17 protein-coding genes are annotated in these 14,894 nt (G+C 66.1%); 3 read left to right on the plus strand and 14 right to left on the minus strand.

What is annotated here, in order from left to right:
• Positions 1–46: 46 nt before the first annotated feature.
• The 5 genes from ACSHT2_RS28270 to ygfZ form a co-directional block, all read right to left on the minus strand.
• Entirely contained in the window at positions 47–1,015 is a 969-nt protein-coding gene (locus tag ACSHT2_RS28270) for an NUDIX hydrolase (RefSeq protein ID WP_440637981.1), read from the minus strand.
• 229 nt (positions 1,016–1,244) lie between these two features.
• A complete protein-coding gene (locus ACSHT2_RS28275) occupies positions 1,245–1,751 on the minus strand; it encodes a tyrosine phosphatase family protein (RefSeq protein WP_440637983.1) in 507 nt (168 codons plus the stop codon).
• 117 nt (positions 1,752–1,868) lie between these two features.
• Positions 1,869–2,483 (minus strand): YfbR-like 5'-deoxynucleotidase, encoded by a 615-nt coding sequence (locus ACSHT2_RS28280; RefSeq protein ID WP_440637985.1) that lies wholly within the window; start codon positions 2,481–2,483, stop codon positions 1,869–1,871.
• Positions 2,480–3,106, minus strand: a complete 627-nt coding sequence (locus tag ACSHT2_RS28285; RefSeq protein WP_440637987.1) for a DNA-3-methyladenine glycosylase I — start codon at positions 3,104–3,106, stop codon at positions 2,480–2,482. Before ACSHT2_RS28285 ends, ACSHT2_RS28280 begins: the two co-directional genes overlap by 4 nt.
• A complete protein-coding gene (gene ygfZ, locus ACSHT2_RS28290; protein ID WP_440637989.1) occupies positions 3,103–3,984 on the minus strand; it encodes a CAF17-like 4Fe-4S cluster assembly/insertion protein YgfZ in 882 nt (293 codons plus the stop codon). The genes ACSHT2_RS28285 and ygfZ overlap by 4 nt, the downstream gene beginning before the upstream one ends.
• A gap of 101 nt (positions 3,985–4,085) precedes the next feature.
• On the opposite strand from ygfZ, the gene ACSHT2_RS28295 reads away from it, so the two are divergent.
• Both ACSHT2_RS28295 and ACSHT2_RS28300 read left to right on the plus strand, forming a co-directional pair.
• On the plus strand, positions 4,086–5,420 hold the full coding sequence (locus tag ACSHT2_RS28295) for a dihydroorotase (protein WP_440637991.1): 1,335 nt from the start codon (positions 4,086–4,088) through the stop codon (positions 5,418–5,420).
• Positions 5,421–5,582: 162 nt separating this feature from the next.
• The gene (locus tag ACSHT2_RS28300) at positions 5,583–6,452 is read left to right on the plus strand and encodes a sulfurtransferase (protein WP_440637993.1); all 870 of its coding nucleotides are present in this window, start codon (positions 5,583–5,585) and stop codon (positions 6,450–6,452) included.
• 169 nt (positions 6,453–6,621) lie between these two features.
• Here the strand turns inward: ACSHT2_RS28300 and ACSHT2_RS28305 are convergent, their stop codons facing one another.
• The 4 genes from ACSHT2_RS28305 to ACSHT2_RS28320 all read right to left on the minus strand — a co-directional run bounded on the left by ACSHT2_RS28305 (position 6,622) and on the right by ACSHT2_RS28320 (position 8,744).
• Positions 6,622–6,882, minus strand: a complete 261-nt coding sequence (locus tag ACSHT2_RS28305) for a hypothetical protein (protein ID WP_124159754.1) — start codon at positions 6,880–6,882, stop codon at positions 6,622–6,624.
• Between the two features lie 276 nt (positions 6,883–7,158).
• On the minus strand, positions 7,159–7,536 hold the full coding sequence (locus ACSHT2_RS28310) for a TIGR02301 family protein (protein WP_440637995.1): 378 nt from the start codon (positions 7,534–7,536) through the stop codon (positions 7,159–7,161).
• A 105-nt stretch (positions 7,537–7,641) separates the two neighbouring features.
• Positions 7,642–8,073 carry an NUDIX hydrolase gene (locus ACSHT2_RS28315; RefSeq protein WP_440637997.1) on the minus strand — a complete coding sequence of 144 codons (432 nt, stop codon included), beginning with the start codon at positions 8,071–8,073 and terminating at the stop codon, positions 7,642–7,644.
• A 170-nt stretch (positions 8,074–8,243) separates the two neighbouring features.
• A complete protein-coding gene (locus ACSHT2_RS28320) occupies positions 8,244–8,744 on the minus strand; it encodes a hypothetical protein (protein WP_440637999.1) in 501 nt (166 codons plus the stop codon).
• A 63-nt stretch (positions 8,745–8,807) separates the two neighbouring features.
• Between ACSHT2_RS28320 and ACSHT2_RS28325 the strand changes: the two genes are divergently transcribed.
• Complete coding sequence (locus tag ACSHT2_RS28325; protein WP_440638001.1) at positions 8,808–9,566, plus strand: SOS response-associated peptidase; 759 nt, start codon at positions 8,808–8,810, stop codon at positions 9,564–9,566.
• A 27-nt stretch (positions 9,567–9,593) separates the two neighbouring features.
• On the opposite strand, the gene ACSHT2_RS28330 is transcribed toward ACSHT2_RS28325, so the two are convergent.
• The 5 genes from ACSHT2_RS28330 to ACSHT2_RS28350 form a co-directional block, all read right to left on the minus strand.
• Positions 9,594–10,787: a CaiB/BaiF CoA transferase family protein gene (locus ACSHT2_RS28330; RefSeq protein ID WP_440638003.1), complete on the minus strand. Its 1,194-nt coding sequence runs from the start codon at positions 10,785–10,787 to the stop codon at positions 9,594–9,596.
• Between the two features lie 37 nt (positions 10,788–10,824).
• On the minus strand, positions 10,825–11,754 hold the full coding sequence (locus ACSHT2_RS28335) for a glycine/sarcosine/betaine reductase selenoprotein B family protein (protein ID WP_440638005.1): 930 nt from the start codon (positions 11,752–11,754) through the stop codon (positions 10,825–10,827).
• Between the two features lie 392 nt (positions 11,755–12,146).
• Positions 12,147–12,728: an NUDIX domain-containing protein gene (locus ACSHT2_RS28340; protein WP_440638007.1), complete on the minus strand. Its 582-nt coding sequence runs from the start codon at positions 12,726–12,728 to the stop codon at positions 12,147–12,149.
• Between the two features lie 9 nt (positions 12,729–12,737).
• Positions 12,738–13,193: a GNAT family acetyltransferase gene (locus tag ACSHT2_RS28345; protein ID WP_440638009.1), complete on the minus strand. Its 456-nt coding sequence runs from the start codon at positions 13,191–13,193 to the stop codon at positions 12,738–12,740.
• Positions 13,190–14,617, minus strand: coding sequence for an FAD-binding oxidoreductase (locus ACSHT2_RS28350; protein ID WP_440638011.1), 1,428 nt, complete (start codon positions 14,615–14,617; stop codon positions 13,190–13,192). The genes ACSHT2_RS28345 and ACSHT2_RS28350 overlap by 4 nt, the downstream gene beginning before the upstream one ends.
• Positions 14,618–14,894 lie beyond the last annotated feature (277 nt).

Raw genomic sequence — 14,894 nt, forward strand, 5'->3', positions numbered from 1 at the left:
CTCCAGGCAACCGGCGGGCAGGGGCCGGTACCACAAATATCAGGATCTAGCGCCGGGAGCGCACGCGCAAGCCCGGCGCGGGCCGCTCCTGGAGCACGTCGCGGCGGAAGCGGTAGAGCGCCGCCGGCCGTCCGCCCGTCTGTGTCGACATGACGCCGGTCGGTTCGACCAGGGCTTCCATTTCGACCAGGCGACGGAAATTCTGCTTGTGCAGATGCCGGCCGGAGATCGCCTCCACCGTGTGCTGCAGTTCGGTAAGTGTGAATTCAGCTGGCAAAAGTTCAAAGATGACAGGACGATACTTCAGCTTTGCACGCAGCCGCGCGATCGCAGTGGCGAGAATCCGGCGGTGGTCGAAACGCATCGACGTCCCGAGCGGGGGAAGCGTCTTGCGCGCTAATGCCGCAGGGCGGCCATCGCGCCGCGCTTCCTCGATCAGCCCTGCCTCGTACAGCAGCTCATAGCGGTCGAGCACGCGTTCCTCATCCCAGGGCGCGCCGTCGAGACCGAAATAGAACCGCACGCGATCCTTCCGCGGCAGCGCGCGCGTCGTCTCCGGCGTTTCCTCCTCGGCCCACTTCGTCAGCGCCGGAATGATGTCGCGGGCGATGATCGCCGGCGGTTGCTCGCGCCAGTCTTCCCAGGGGAAGAAGCGATACCATGGCGCAAAGCTCGCCGCGTTTGCGGCGAGCTCGCCGTCCACAGGGCGTGTCAGTGCGAGATAGCCGATCGACACCATATGCGCGCCGGTATCGCCGGCCTCGGCATGGCGGCCGCGATCGCCGAAGGTGTAGAGCTGCTCGACATAGCCAAGCCGCAGGCCCGCCTGCTGCTCGACCCAGGCGCGCAGGCCGATCTCGAAGGTGCGATGGCTCACCGCGTCGAACGGGCCGAACGGCAGGCCGGCAAGCCCGTCGGCACCAGGTGCGGTCAGGATCAGCGGCTCGTGGTTTTCGATCGCGACGATTGCGGCGGTGAGGCCAATCTCGATCGGCGTCAGCTGCGTGTCGCTCATGCGGCTGGGATCGCGCCTGAGAGAGAAATGCGTCGGTGTAGGTTGGCTGAGCGGCTCTCTCCGCGGCCTCGCTGCACCTCTCTCGCGTGCGGGAGAGGTCGCGCCGAAGGCGCGGGTGAGGGCTCTCGCCTCTTGGGGACTCCCAATGAGGCGACACCCTCTCCCCAACCCTCTCTCGCAAGCGGGAGAGGGGGCGCAGTCCCGTTGCGGCTGCTATTCGATGCAATTCTCATTCGAGCTCGATTACGAAGGGGCGGCCTTCCACCATCATCGCACCGGGACCCATCTCGTCGAGCGCGCGCAGCATGCGGCCGTTGCGCCCGAGTGCACGATCGGCGAGGTCGACGATGCGCCGGTTCGGCGAGGCGATCGGCGAAGCCGCGCGGATCTTCCTGGCAATCTCGATCTCATCGCGATTCGGATTGAGCGCGCAGGCGGCCGCGAACGCGCTCGCGGTGGAGCGGCTGATGCCGGCATAGCAATGCACCACCAGCGGTGCACCGCGGTCCCAGCCGCGCACGAAGTTCAGCACCTGCTCGATATGCGCCTCCGATGGTGCGACGAAGCCGTCCATCTCCTCGGTGATGTCGTCCATTGACACCTTGAGGTGGTTGGCCGGCAGCACCGACACCGGACGTGCCACCTGCCCAACATTGGCCATCACCGTCAACACGTGGCTGGCGCCGGTGATGCGGACAGTTTCGGGAAGCGCGGCGAGGGAACAGACATGGATCATGGGAGACCTTTTTGCCGTCGATTATAGCGAGCCATTGTAGTGTGGGCAAAGCGACATGTCCGCCGTAGCTCGAAGAGCGAAGGCACGGCGCAGTGCGCCTTTGCCACCCTGCAGGACCTACGCAAACACGGCGCCAAATCGCTCCAGAAACTGCTTCTCGGCCCGCGCCGCCGTCCAGGGCGTCAGGTAGTCGCGCCGGATGCCGTCGGACAGGCCGGGATCCTTGCCGAACAGGCGCTTGGCCTCGCTCTCGCTGAAGCCGGCCAGTTCGGTTGCCTCGAGGTAAGCTGCGCCGCGATCGGCGGCCTTGATGGCTTGCGTGATCTCGTCGGGCAGCACCGGCGGCAGGCCGAAGCGGATATGGATGGCGCCGAGCAGGCGCTTCTCGACTGCCTTGTAGTGGCCGTCGAGCACGGCCTTGAACGGCGAGATCATGTCGCCGATCACATATTCCGGCGCATCGTGCAGCAGGGCAGCGAGCCGCATGCGCTGGTCGGCCCGCGGCACCTCGTGCCGCAGCACGGTTTCCACCAGCAGCGTGTGCTGCGCAACCGAAAAGATGTGCGCGCCGATGGTCTGCCCATTCCAGCGCGCGACGCGGGCAAGGCCGTGCGCGATGTCGGCGATCTCGATGTCGAGCGGCGATGGATCGAGCAGGTCGAGCCGCCGGCCCGACAGCATGCGCTGCCAGGCGCGGGACTGCGCATCGCGCGCGGTCTTCTTCGCCGTCATTTGGCCTTGAGGCGCGGCTTGCGCTGCGTCTTGCCGCAGGTGGCGTGGCAGTGGCAGTCGACGAGATGATCGTTGACCATGCCGGTCGCCTGCATGAAGGCATAGACGATGGTCGGGCCGACGAATTTGAAGCCGCGCGAGGCCAGCTCCTTGGAGATCTGCACGGACAGCGGCGTCGAGGCCGGCACGCTCGCGGTGGTCTTGAACTGGTTGACCTGCGGCCTTCCGTCCATGAAGTCCCACAGCAGCTTCGAGAAGCCCGGGCCCTTCTCCATGATATCGAGATAGGATTTCGCGCTCAGGATCGCGCCATCGATCTTGGCCTTGTTGCGCACGATGCCGGCATCGTTCATCAGCGCATGGACCTTCTTCGCGTTGTAGCGCGCGATCTTCTCCGGCTGGAAATCGTCGAAGGCTTTACGGAAATTGTCGCGCTTGCGCAGGATCGTGATCCAGGACAGCCCGGCCTGGAAGCCGTCGAGCATCAGCTTCTCATACAGCGCGCGGTCGTCATATTCCGGCACGCCCCATTCGGTGTCGTGATAGGCGACATAAAGCGGATCTTCGCCAGGCCAGGGGCACCGCTTCAGGCCGTCGGGATGCAGGCGGGGAGCACGGCTCATGCGTTGGGCTGCTTGGCTGGAATTCGAACGACGTCTGGTTCGGCGAGCGTCAGAGGCAGCCCACCAGCGGTGAGCGGCTGGCCCGCGTCGAGCGCTTCCGCGACGCGGTCGATGCGGACCAGGGCAATGCCCTTGCCGCCGGCGGTCGAGCCGATGGTGCCGACCGGCTTGTCGCCGGCGAGAATGGTCGCACCCGGCTCGGGCGAAGCACCGTCGAGCAGCACCTTCACGCTGCGCGTGCGTGCAGTGCCACGATGCTGCATGCGCGAGACGACCTCCTGACCGACATAGCAGCCCTTGTCGAAATCGACGCCGGCGAGACGATCCATGTTGGTCTCGTGCGGGAACGCATCGCTGTACATGAAGTCGAGCCCGCCGCGGGGCACGCCGAGCGCGATGCGGTGCGCCTCGTATTCGGCCGCATCGACCAGCTTGGCACCGATCAGGTCGGACAGCTTCTGCTTGAGATTGTCCGGGATCAGGATGCGGTAGCCGAGCCCTTCATTCCGCGGATCGACGAAGGCGAGGTCCGGCTGGGCCGCGGGCTGGCCGTCCCAGGCCGCGAGCACGCCGAGATCGTCGGAAAGGTTGTCGACCGTGACCTTGGCCCGCAGCTTGTAGAATTTCAGCTTGGTGGCGAGGCTATCTGCCAGCGCTTTCGGGCAGTCGATCAGGAACCCGCCGCCGTGACCCGCGGGCGCTTCCGTGATCAGGAAGTCCACGATGATCTTGCCCTGTGGCGTCAGCAGCGCGCCGAATCGCCCCAGGCCTGGTTTCAGCCTGTCGAGGTCGGTCGTGACCAGGCCGTTGAGGAAGTTGCGCGCATCCTCGCCTGCGACCTTGATCACGCCCCGGTCGAGAAGAAACGCCGATTTCATGCGAAAATCTCTTGCGACATGTTGCTCCGGAACGTAAGCCCGCAACGCATAAACGACAAGACCTCGAGCCCTGCGCTTGGGGACGAGAGAGGCCTTCAGCCATGAGCCAGCGTTTCGATGTGATCCTCAAGGGCGGCACCGTGGTCAACCAGGACGGGGAGGCTGTCCGCGACATCGGCATCGCGGGCGGTCGCATCGCCGAGCTGGGGCCGCTGTCGCAAGGCAGCGCCGCGGAGGTGATCGACTGCAAGGGCCTGCACATCCTGCCCGGCGTGATGGACACGCAGGTGCATTTCCGCGAGCCCGGGCTGGAGCACAAGGAAAACCTCGAAACCGGCTCGCGCAGCGCCGTGATGGGCGGCGTCACCGCCGTGTTCGAAATGCCGAACACGGCGCCGCTGACGGTGACGGAGGCCGAATTCACCGACAAGGTGAAGCGGGCCAATCACCGCATGCATTGCGATTTCGCCTTCTTCATCGGCGGCACCCGCGAGAACGTGCAGGACCTGCCGGTGCTCGAGCGCGCACCCGGCTGCGCCGGCGTCAAGGTGTTCATCGGCTCCTCGACCGGCGCACTGCTGGTGGAGGACGACGAAAGCCTGCGCCGCATCTTCCAGGTGATCCGCCGCCGTGCGGCCTTCCACGCCGAGGACGAGTATCGGCTCAACGAGCGCAAACCGCAGCGCATCGAGGGCGATGCGCGCTCGCATCCGGTCTGGCGCGACGAGACCGCGGCGCTGATGGCGACGCAGCGACTGGTCAAGCTCGCGCACGAGACGGGTAAGCGCATTCACGTGCTGCACATCTCGACCAGGGAAGAGATCGAGTTCCTGCGCGACCACAAGGATGTCGCCTCCTGCGAAGCGACGCCGCATCATCTCACGCTGGTCGCGCCCGAATGCTACGAGCGGCTCGGCACGCTCGCGCAGATGAACCCGCCGGTGCGCGGGGCCGATCATCGCGCCGGCATCTGGCGCGGCATCGAGCAGGGCATCATCGACGTGCTCGGCTCCGACCACGCCCCGCATACGCTCGAGGAGAAGTCGAAGACCTATCCGGCCTCGCCCTCGGGCATGACCGGCGTGCAGACGCTGGTGCCGATCATGCTCGATCACGTCAACGCCGGCCGGCTGTCGCTGGCGAGGTTCGTCGACCTCACCAGCGCCGGTCCCGCACGCCTCTACAACATCGCCTGCAAGGGGCGAATCGCCGCCGGCTACGACGCCGATTTCACCATCGTCGATTTGAAGCGCAGCGAGACCATCACCAACAAATGGGTCACGTCCAAAGCCGGCTGGACTCCCTATGACGGCGTGCGCGTGACGGGCTGGCCCGTCGGCACCTTCATCCGCGGCCGCCGCGTGATGTGGCAAGGCGAGCTCGTGGCGTCGTCGCAAGGCGAGCCGGTGCGGTTTCTGGAGACGCTGAAGGCGTAGGGACTTCTGTCGGGGGGGAACGCACCCATTCCCGTCATTGCGAGCGCAGCGAAGCATTCCAGAATCTTTCGATGGAGGCAGTCTGGATTGCTTCGTCGCAAGAGCTCCTCGCAATGACGAGGAGAGAGGTCTAGACTTCCTCTCGAACGGGAGAGTGGTCCAATGTCCCAGCCGACACCCCTCATCACCACCGAGCAGCTCGCCGCCATCCTCGGCGATCCCGATCTGCGCCTCTACGATTGCACGACCTACAACGAGCCGGTGCCGCCGGGCAGCGACGTGCCGTACCGCGCGGTCCCCGGCGACAAGACGTTCGCGGCCGGCCACATCCCGGGCGCCGATTTCCTCGACCTGCAAGGCGAGTTCTCCGACGCCTCGGCGCAGCACTTCTTCATGATGCCTGATGTGGCCCAGTTGGAGGCCGCCTTCGGCCGCCACGGCGCCGACGCATCCAAGACCATCGTGCTCTACAGCATCGGCACGATGATGTGGTCGACGCGGTTCTGGTGGATGCTGCGCTCGCTCGGAGTCGATGCGCTCGTGCTCGACGGCGGTTTCGACAAGTGGAAGGAGGAGGGGCGGCCGATCGAGACAGGCGCACCGAAGGGATATCCGGCGACGACATTCAAGGCGACGCCGCGCACGGGCTGCTTCGTCGATAGGGCCGCGGTGATGTCGCGGATCGGCGATCCCTCGACCGTGATCGTCAATGCGCTCGGACCGCAGTTTCATTCCGGCCTCGAACCGAGTCGCTATGGCAGGCCCGGCCGCGTTCCCGGCAGCGTCAACGTATCAGCAGCAACCCTCGTCAATCCCGACAGGACCCTGACGACGCTCGCAGACGCCGAAGCGAAATTCGCCGCCCAAGGCGTCACGCGAGACAAGGATGTCATCCTGTATTGCGGCGGCGGCATCTCGGCGACAATCGATCTGCTCATGCTGGCGCAGCTCGGCTATGACAAGCTGACGCTCTACGACGCCTCGATGGGCGAATGGGCGAGGGATCCGGCGCTGCCGATCGAGACGGATTAAATCCAATCCCGATGCTTCCGGGGAATATCTCCCGGCCAATGTGAGATTAGTGCTTGTCGGGAGGAAACAACTTCCGTGCGATAACTCGCGGCAGACTTCGCGAACATGCCGCAAAGTCTTTCATCCGTCGACTGGCCCCGCCTGCGTGGCGGGGTCATTTTCGACGGGCTTACTGCCTGGAGATGCCGACCGAGAACTCGCCGTTGCGAATGCGGCCAGGAAAGCCCTCGACGAACTTCGCTACCGCGTCCTCGCCATAGGTGCCGACGAGTTCGGCCAGTGCCGCGAACAGGCTCGCCTGCGCGAGGCAATCGCCGTCGACGCCGTCATGGCGCGCTTCGGCCCAGGCCTCGTTGAGATAGCTCAGGGCAGCTTGTTTCTGCTCGTGATCGGGCAGCGGCGCGCGGGCGTAGGAAATCGGCTGGTTCATGAAACTCGGTCAAGGCTGGGGCGCGATCCACGGCGATGCGCTGTGCGAGAGGTGTAGCACGGGCGTTAACGACCGCTAGGCCACATCTTTAAGAACGGTTAACGGCTGTGCACAAAGTCGATGACAGGGTTCCCGTCGCGCCGCGCCCGCATCTGCCGCCGTCATTCCGGGGCGCGACGAAGTCGCGAGCCCGGAATCCATCTGGCCGCAGAGACTGCCGCACAATGGATTCCGGGCTCGCGCTACGCGCGCCCCCGAATGACAGGTGGAGAGAACCTAGTTTGCGTAGCGCGCGGTCAGATCCCGCGAGATCTTCGAGCCTTCCTCGATGTAGCGGCGGATCGCCACCGTCGCGGCCGGCGTGCAGCTCCGGTAGGTCTGCTGAAAGCCGTTATAGCCGCGGTTGAATCCGGCGATCATACGGGTGCGGCGCTCCCCGGAGGGGGTTTCGGCCTCGATCAGCGCCTGCATCTCGTTGCGCCATTTGTTGCCCTCGTTGGACCCGCAGATGCCGCGTAGATAGTGCAGGCCGCCGAGGATCTCGGCCAGCCGCTGCAAATCGGCGTCAAACGGCGCTGCCACGTCCTGGGCCCGGACGGACCCGGCGGCGCAGGCGAGAATCAGGGCAAAAATGGCCAGAAATCGCGTGGACATCGGCGGGCTGTATGCCCCCTCGGGGCGGTGGACGCAAGGCGGAGCCGCGCGGACGGTGCGCTCCTCCCCCGGCAAGCGGGAGAAGTGTCGGAGTTCGACGTTCGGTCAGGGGCCGATCAGCCGGGCGGCGGACTGGATGATCTCCTCGAGCCCCCCGGTCAGCTTGAGGTCGCCGAGGCTCGCTAGGGCGTCCGGCGCGATCCAGCGGTAATCGTCGAGCTCGTCGTTCAGAGCCGGTTCCCTGCCCGCCCAGCGGGCGGCAAAGGACATGATCAGGTAATGGCCGGCGCCAGCTGCTGCCGGCAGCACCTCGCGCCAGCCGGCGAGGCCAATGATCTCGATACGAAGGCCGGTTTCCTCGTCGACCTCGCGGCTCAGGGCCTGATGCAGCGATTCGCCGAATTCGACCCGGCCGCCCGGAAGCGAATAGAACCCCCTGGCAGGCGAACGGGCGCGGCGGACCAGCAGCACCTTGCCGTCGCGGAAGATGGCCGCGCTGACCGCGAGCTGGGGATGGGTGGGCTGGACGACCGCCATGGCGACTTCACCTCTCCGCAGCGGGGAGAGGTCGATTTGCGCAGCAAATCGGGTTAGGGGGCTCAGCTCCTTGGAGGGACCAAAGCCCCTCAGCCGGCGCTGCGCGCCGACCCCTTCCGATGGGAGAGGTGGACAGTGCGCGGAGCAAGGTTCGATCCAGTCTCACGGGCCTAGTTCGCCATGATGGTGTCGACGTCGGCTTCCGCGCCGCCATTGATGATGCCGCCGCAGGCCGCGATCAACGGCTTGACCCAGAGGGTGGCCTGCTCGGCGAGGCGGACGCGGGTCGTGTCCTTCTCGACTTCGCGCATGGCCGAGCCGACCGCGGTCAGGATCGAGGTCATGGTGTCCGTGATGTGGTCGAACTGGGCGCGCACATTGGGATCGGCCTTCTCATAGGCCTCGATGGCGAGGTCCCGCGCCTTGAAATTCGACGCCGTGAAATGCTCGGCATACGACAGTGGCGTCCAGGTCAGGAAGTCATCGGCGCATTCCGGCATGTCCGGGACCATTTCGAGCAGCATCACGGCTTCATTGAAATGGTTGAGATAGTCGGTGGCAAGCCCGGTGCGCGGGTTGATATTGGCCACACGCAGCCGCTCGGCCCAGGCCTGTGCCTCGGGGCCCGTCTGTACATGCGTCCGCGCGGGTTGGGAGGCCGTTGAGCTCATCTGCCGCAGTGTTAGCGTTCGGGGTTAAAAGGACCTGAACGGACCTTATATAGATGCCCAGGCATGTGTGGACGCTTCGTCATAACTTCGGCCCCCGCGGCTTTGCGGCAACTGTTCGGCTATGTCGAGCAGCCGAATTTCCCGCCCCGGTACAATGTCGCCCCGACACAACCGATTCCGGTCGTGCTGGTCGAGAACGGCGCGCGCCATTTCCGCCTGATGCGCTGGGGGCTGCTGCCGGGCTGGGTCAAGGATCCGCGCGGATTTACGCTCCTGATCAATGCCCGCGCCGAGACGGTGCTGGAGAAGCCCGCCTTCAAGAGGGCGATTCGCCGCCGGCGCGGCCTGATTCCGGCCGATGGCTATTACGAGTGGAAGATGGAAGACGGCCGCAAGCAGCCCTTCTTCATCCACCGCGCCGACGGCGAACCGCTCGGCTTTGCCGCAGTGTTCGAAACCTGGGTCGGGCCGAACGGCGAGGAGCTCGACACGGTCGCGATCGTCACGGCGGCGGCAGGCGAGGACCTCGCCGCGCTGCATGACCGCGTGCCCGTCACCATCAGCCCGCGCGATTTCGAGCGCTGGCTCGATATAAGCGGCGACGAGGTCGACGCGATCCTGCCGCTGATGACGGCCCCGCGCCTCGGCGAATTCGCCTGGCACCCCGTTTCCACCCGCGTCAACCGCGTTGCCAATGACGACGAGCAGCTCGTGCTGCCGATCAGCGCGGAGGAGATGGAGGCGGAGGCTGCGAAGCCCAGGAAGGCGGTGCGGAAGGTTGCTGCTGCGCCGGCGGATGACGGGCAGGGGTCGTTGTTCTGATTTGGCGGCGGTGGAATGCGTGGCGCTCTAAACAACCTCCTGCGCCCGCAGTGCCGCGATCTCCCCCGCATCAAACCCCAGCTCGCCGAGCACCGCATCCGTATCCGCGCCCAGCTCCGGCGCCATCCGATCCAGCCTGCCGCCGCCATGCGCGAGCTTGAACCCACTGCCGGCGAAACGAAGGTGGCCATAGGGCGTGTCGAGCTCCTGGATCGCTCCGCGCGCCTTCACTTGCGGATGGTCGATCACCTCCTCGACCTTCCAGATGCTGGCGCAGGGCGCACCGGCATCTTCCAGAATCGTCTCCCATTCGCGCGCCGGCCTTGCCGCGAGCGCCGCCTCGATGATCGCGCGGAGCGCGGGCTCGTTCTCGTTGCGCGAAAACCAGTCGGCGAAGCGCGGATCGCTCAGCGTGTCCTCGCGGCCGAGCGCGCTCATCAGCGCGCGGTACTGCTTCTCGTTGTTGACGGCGAGCAGGATATGGCCGTCGCCGCATTTGAACAGGTTGGCCGTGGTCCTGCGGCTCACCGCCTGGTTGCCCGAAAGTGTCTGGCGATGGCCGGCGACCGACCAGTCCGCGATCTGCCCTGAGAGAAATGCCAGCGTCGCCTCCAGCATGGAGACGTCGATGAGCTGGCCCTTGCCGGTGCGGTCGCGCTGATACAGCGCGCTCGACACGCCGAACGCGGCCGTCGCGCCCGACAGCACGTCGCACACCGCAAAGCCGGCGCGGGTCGGCCCGGTTTCGGGGTGGCCGGTGATCGCCATGATGCCCGACAGCGCCTGCATCTTGCCGTCGTAGCCGGGCCGCAGGCGGTCCGGGCCGGTCTGGCCGAAGCCGGAGACCGCGCAATAGATCAGCTTGGGATTGATCGCGGACAGCGCCTCGTAGCCGAGGCCGAGCTTGTCCATCACGCCCGGGCGAAAATTCTCCATGACGACGTCGACCTGGCTCGCGAGCTTCTTCACGATCGCGATCGCCTCCGGCCTCTGCAGATCGAGCGTCAGGCTGCGCTTGTTGCCGTTGACGGCCTGGAACGCCGGCGCCAGCCCGCGCTCGGCCCATTCGCGGGAAAGCGGCGTGCGGCGCATGTCCTCGCCCTCGCGCCGCTCGACCTTGATGACGTCGGCCCCCAGCAGCGCGAGCTGGTAGCTCGCATAGGGGCCGGCCAGCACTTGCGTGAAGTCCAGGATCTTCACGCCCTCGAACGGTCGCGTCACGTCGCTCTCCCCTCTTTGTTATCGTTGTCGGAGGACGTCAGGCGGCGCGGTTGCCGCGCGCGATCTCCTTCTGCTTGTCGAATTCGGCGCGGCGCCGCGCCAGCTCTTCAGGGGCGAGCTGCGCAACGTTGTTGTAGTCGAGCTTCCAGGAGGCGTCCTCGCTCCAGCGCAGCGGCGACTGCATCGTGGTCTGCGGGCCGCTCGCGGTCTCCAGCAGCTCGAGCGCCAGCTCGAGCGTCCGCGCCTGCGAGGCGATGTCATGCGGCTTGCCGGCGGAATTGCCGAGCGGGAAGTCGCTGAACAAGAAGCGCGGCACCGCCGCGTGCTCGACGATGTCCTTGGCGCAGCCCATGACCACGGTCGCAATGCCGTTCCGCTCCAGATGCCGCGCCACCAGCGCCGTGGTCTGGTGACAGACCGGGCAGTTCGGCACTAGCACCGCGGCGTCGACCTTGTCGGCAAGGCAGCGCGCCAGGATCTCCGGCGCGTCGGTGTCGAGCGTGACGCGGTGGCTGCGGTTGGTCGGCGCGCCGAAGAAGCGCTGGCTCACTTCGCCGATCCGTCCCGCGGCGCTGGCCTTCAAGAGTTGCGGCAGCGGAAACCAGGTGCCGCTGTCGGTGGCCGAGGTGTGCTTGCGGTCGTAGCCGATGTGCGAGATGCGCAGATCGTGCTCTTTCGACGTGTCGCCGTCATAGACCTGGTAGAATTTGGCGCCGCCATTATACGCCGCGCCCGGCCCCTGGTCGCCCTTGGCCGGATCGAACGGCGCGGCCGTGGTGATGATGGTGACGCGGGACTGTGCCAGCGGCTTCTTCAGCGGCTGGAACGGCGCCTCGGTGTAATGCGCCCAGCGATACGGCGTGGTGTAGCCGATCGCCGCGTAATAGTCCCGCGTGCGCTGCATGTAGGGAACGGGGGAGTCGTAGTCGGGCGCAAAGCCGAATTCGTCGTCGCGCGGAGCGGACATGGGCGCGTCTCCTGGTTCTTGGTTGGGCCCAGACTAGAGATAGTTTTGGGGTTGCTCAACGGGGAGCAGGGCGACGCAGGACAGAATTGCAATGGACGATGAAGCCGCGCGAACGGTGGCACTTAACCCTCCCCTGGAGGGCAGGGCCATCGCATATGACTTTTGGGACGGGCCTGAGCAAGCGCCTCGTCCTTCGAGACGACCGCTTTGCGGTCTCCTCAGGATGAGGCTTCGCCAAAGCGGTATCCTTTGAAACTGCTGCTGCACACTCCGCCCTCATCCTGAGGGCCCGCCGGAGGCGGGCGTCTCGAAGGATGGCCGCAGGCGAGTTTCCCGCCGCGTTTCCTCATCTGCGATAGCCCTGCCCTCCAGAGGAGGGTGAAGAGCACCACCTACTTAAAAACATGCAGCGCCGCGTATTGCAGCAGCATGATCGCCTTGGCGTCGATGATGCGGCCGTCGGCGATCATCGCAAGTGCCTCGTCGATGCCGAGCTCCAGCACCTCGATGTCCTCGCCCTCGTGTTCGAGGCCGCCGCCGTCGCTGACGCGCATCTCAGGCTCGTACTCGGCGACGAAGAAATGCAGCTTCTCGGTGATGGCGCCGGGGCTCATGAACGCCTCGAACACCTTGTGCACGTCGTGCAGGCGATAGCCGGTTTCCTCCTCGGCCTCGGCGCGGATGCGCGTCTCGGGCTCGGCGTTATCAAGCACGCCGGCGGCCGCCTCGATCAGGAGATCGTCGTAGCCGCGGATGAACGCCGGCAGGCGGAACTGGCGCACCAGGATCACCGTGCGCCGGGCGCGGTTGTAGGGCAGCACGGCCGCAGCGTTGTCGCGCTCATAGGTCTCGCGGTGCTGCGTCTGCCACTCGCCATTGGCACGCCGGTACTCGAACGTCGTGGTCTTCACGGGCGTCCAGTTGTTCGAGAGCACGCGAACGTCCTTGATGCGGACGCGATCGGAAATGGTCATGGCTCGATCTCAGTTGCTTGGCGTGGTGGTGCGGCCGTCGAGCCACTTCTGGAACATCACGGATGTGGATAGCTCGAAGCCCAGTGATCCGTAGAATGCATTGGCCTGCGCATTCTCGCGGCGGACCAGGAGCTGCAGTTTTGGAATTCCGGCCGCGCGCAGCCAGTCCTCGGCCGCCGCCATGATGATGCGGCCATGGCCGCGCTTCCGGCTGTCGGGATCGACCGCGACGTAATAGACCCAGCCGCGATGGCCGTCATGGCCGACCATCACAGTTGCGACGATCGCGCCGTTGTCGCGGCCGACCAGCACCGTGGAATTGTCGCGCTGCCGCGCCAGCGCGATGTCGGCATGCGGATCGTTCCAGGGCCGCGTCAGGCCGCAGCGCTGCCACAGCGCGACGACCATCTCGACATCGGCATCCGCGATCGCGCGGATTGCGAGCGGAGCAGGGGGGACGCTCACAGCACCTTCCCCGGATTCATGATGCCGAGCGGATCGAGCATCGCCTTGATGGAGCGCATCAGCTCGATCGCGGTCTTGTCCTTCACCTCCGGCAGCTCGTCGCGCTTGAGCACGCCGATGCCGTGCTCGGCCGAGATCGAGCCGCCCATGCGCAGCACGATCTCGAACACCACCGCGTTCATCTCGTGCCAGCGCGCCAGGAAATCCGCCGTATCGGCGCCGACCGGCTGGCTGACATTGTAGTGCAGGTTGCCGTCGCCGAGATGGCCGAACGGTACCGGCCGCGCGCCGGGGATCAGCTTCACCACGGCGGCGTCGGCCTCGGCGATGAAGGCGGGCACCGCCGCGACGGGCACGGAAATGTCGTGCTTGATCGAGCCGCCCTCCGGCTTCTGCGCTGCGGACATCTCGTCGCGCAGCTTCCAGAAGCCGGCGCGCTGGGTGAGGTTGGCCGCGATCACGGCGTCGTCGACGATCTCCTCCTCCATGGCCCGGGTCAGGATCGCCTCCAGCGGCGTGCGGGCGTCCTCGCTGGATGCGGACAATTCCATCAGCACGTACCAGGGATGCTTCGCCTCGAGCGGATCGCGCACGTCGATGCCGTGCCGCACCGAGAAATCGACCGCCATCTCCGACAGCAGCTCGAAGCTCGTCAGCGCATTGGCGGCTTCGCCTTGCGCGATCGTGAGCAGCTCGAGCGCCGCCGCCGGCGATTTCAGCCCGACGAAGGCGGTCTCCACCGCCCGCGGCCTCGGGAACAGCTTCAGCGTCGCCGCCGTGATGATGCCGAGCGTGCCTTCGGCGCCGATGAAGAGGTTGTGCAAATTGTAGCCGGTGTTGTCCTTCTTCAGCTTCGACAGCAGATTGAGCACGCGCCCGTCGGCGAGCACCACCTCCAGGCCCAGCGCCATCTCGCGGGCAACGCCATAGGCGAGCGCCGCGGTGCCGCCGGCATTGGTCGAGAGATTGCCGCCAATGGTGCAGCTGCCTTCGGCGCCGAGCGACAGCGGAAACAGCCGGTCCACCTCCGCCGCCTTCGCTTGCGCGATCTGCAGCACCACGCCGGCCTCGCAGGTCATGGTGTTGGAGGCGGTGTCGACCTCGCGGATCTTGTCGAGCCGGCGCAGCGACACCACCACCTCGCCATTGTGCGGCGTCTGTCCGCCGACGAGCCCGGTATTGCCACCCTGCGGCACCAGCGCGATGCTGTGCGCGGAGGCGAGCTTGCAGATCGCGGAGACTTCCGCGGTCGAGCCCGGGCGCAGCACCAGCGGCGAGCGGCCGTGGAACAGGTTGCGCTCCTCGGTGACGTAAGGCTCGATGTCGGTTGCGTCGGTGATGGCGTGGCGGTCGCCGACGATCTTGCGGAATTGGTCGATCAGCTCGGGCGCAAGCGGCGGGGTCGCGGATGTGTTGATGTTCATGTCGTCTTCTTTCATTTCCGCTACTTATACCTTGCGCACGATGTAATCGGAAAACCGCTACACGCTAGAACACAGTGAAATTTGGCTCGATCGGTCGTCCGTGGCTCACCTCTCCCCAGCGGGGAGAGGTCGGATTGCGCCTGGCGATGCGGAGCATCGTCCAGTGCAATCCGGGTGAGGGGCCGCAGCGTCCAATGAGGCGCCGCAACCCCTCACCCGGATCGCATCTCGCGATGCGACCCGACCTCTCCCTCCGGGAGAGGTGAACCCTCGGCTC

It is taken from the genome of Bradyrhizobium sp. PUT101 (assembly GCF_052043945.1).
GTDB lineage: Bacteria > Pseudomonadota > Alphaproteobacteria > Rhizobiales > Xanthobacteraceae > Bradyrhizobium.

Bases quoted from the DNA above. Each gene is read 5' to 3' on its own strand.
- ACSHT2_RS28270 (WP_440637981.1), bottom strand. From the start codon at position 1,015: ATGAGCGACACGCAGCTGACGCCGATCGAGATTGGCCTCACCGCCGCA.
- ACSHT2_RS28275 (WP_440637983.1), bottom strand. From the start codon at position 1,751: ATGATCCATGTCTGTTCCCTCGCCGCGCTTCCCGAAACTGTCCGCATC.
- ACSHT2_RS28280 (WP_440637985.1), bottom strand. From the start codon at position 2,483: ATGACGGCGAAGAAGACCGCGCGCGATGCGCAGTCCCGCGCCTGGCAG.
- ACSHT2_RS28285 (WP_440637987.1), bottom strand. From the start codon at position 3,106: ATGAGCCGTGCTCCCCGCCTGCATCCCGACGGCCTGAAGCGGTGCCCC.
- ygfZ (WP_440637989.1), bottom strand. From the start codon at position 3,984: ATGAAATCGGCGTTTCTTCTCGACCGGGGCGTGATCAAGGTCGCAGGC.
- ACSHT2_RS28295 (WP_440637991.1), top strand. From the start codon at position 4,086: ATGAGCCAGCGTTTCGATGTGATCCTCAAGGGCGGCACCGTGGTCAAC.
- ACSHT2_RS28300 (WP_440637993.1), top strand. From the start codon at position 5,583: ATGTCCCAGCCGACACCCCTCATCACCACCGAGCAGCTCGCCGCCATC.
- ACSHT2_RS28305 (WP_124159754.1), bottom strand. From the start codon at position 6,882: ATGAACCAGCCGATTTCCTACGCCCGCGCGCCGCTGCCCGATCACGAG.
- ACSHT2_RS28310 (WP_440637995.1), bottom strand. From the start codon at position 7,536: ATGTCCACGCGATTTCTGGCCATTTTTGCCCTGATTCTCGCCTGCGCC.
- ACSHT2_RS28315 (WP_440637997.1), bottom strand. From the start codon at position 8,073: ATGGCGGTCGTCCAGCCCACCCATCCCCAGCTCGCGGTCAGCGCGGCC.
- ACSHT2_RS28320 (WP_440637999.1), bottom strand. From the start codon at position 8,744: ATGAGCTCAACGGCCTCCCAACCCGCGCGGACGCATGTACAGACGGGC.
- ACSHT2_RS28325 (WP_440638001.1), top strand. From the start codon at position 8,808: ATGTGTGGACGCTTCGTCATAACTTCGGCCCCCGCGGCTTTGCGGCAA.
- ACSHT2_RS28335 (WP_440638005.1), bottom strand. From the start codon at position 11,754: ATGTCCGCTCCGCGCGACGACGAATTCGGCTTTGCGCCCGACTACGAC.
- ACSHT2_RS28340 (WP_440638007.1), bottom strand. From the start codon at position 12,728: ATGACCATTTCCGATCGCGTCCGCATCAAGGACGTTCGCGTGCTCTCG.
- ACSHT2_RS28350 (WP_440638011.1), bottom strand. From the start codon at position 14,617: ATGAACATCAACACATCCGCGACCCCGCCGCTTGCGCCCGAGCTGATC.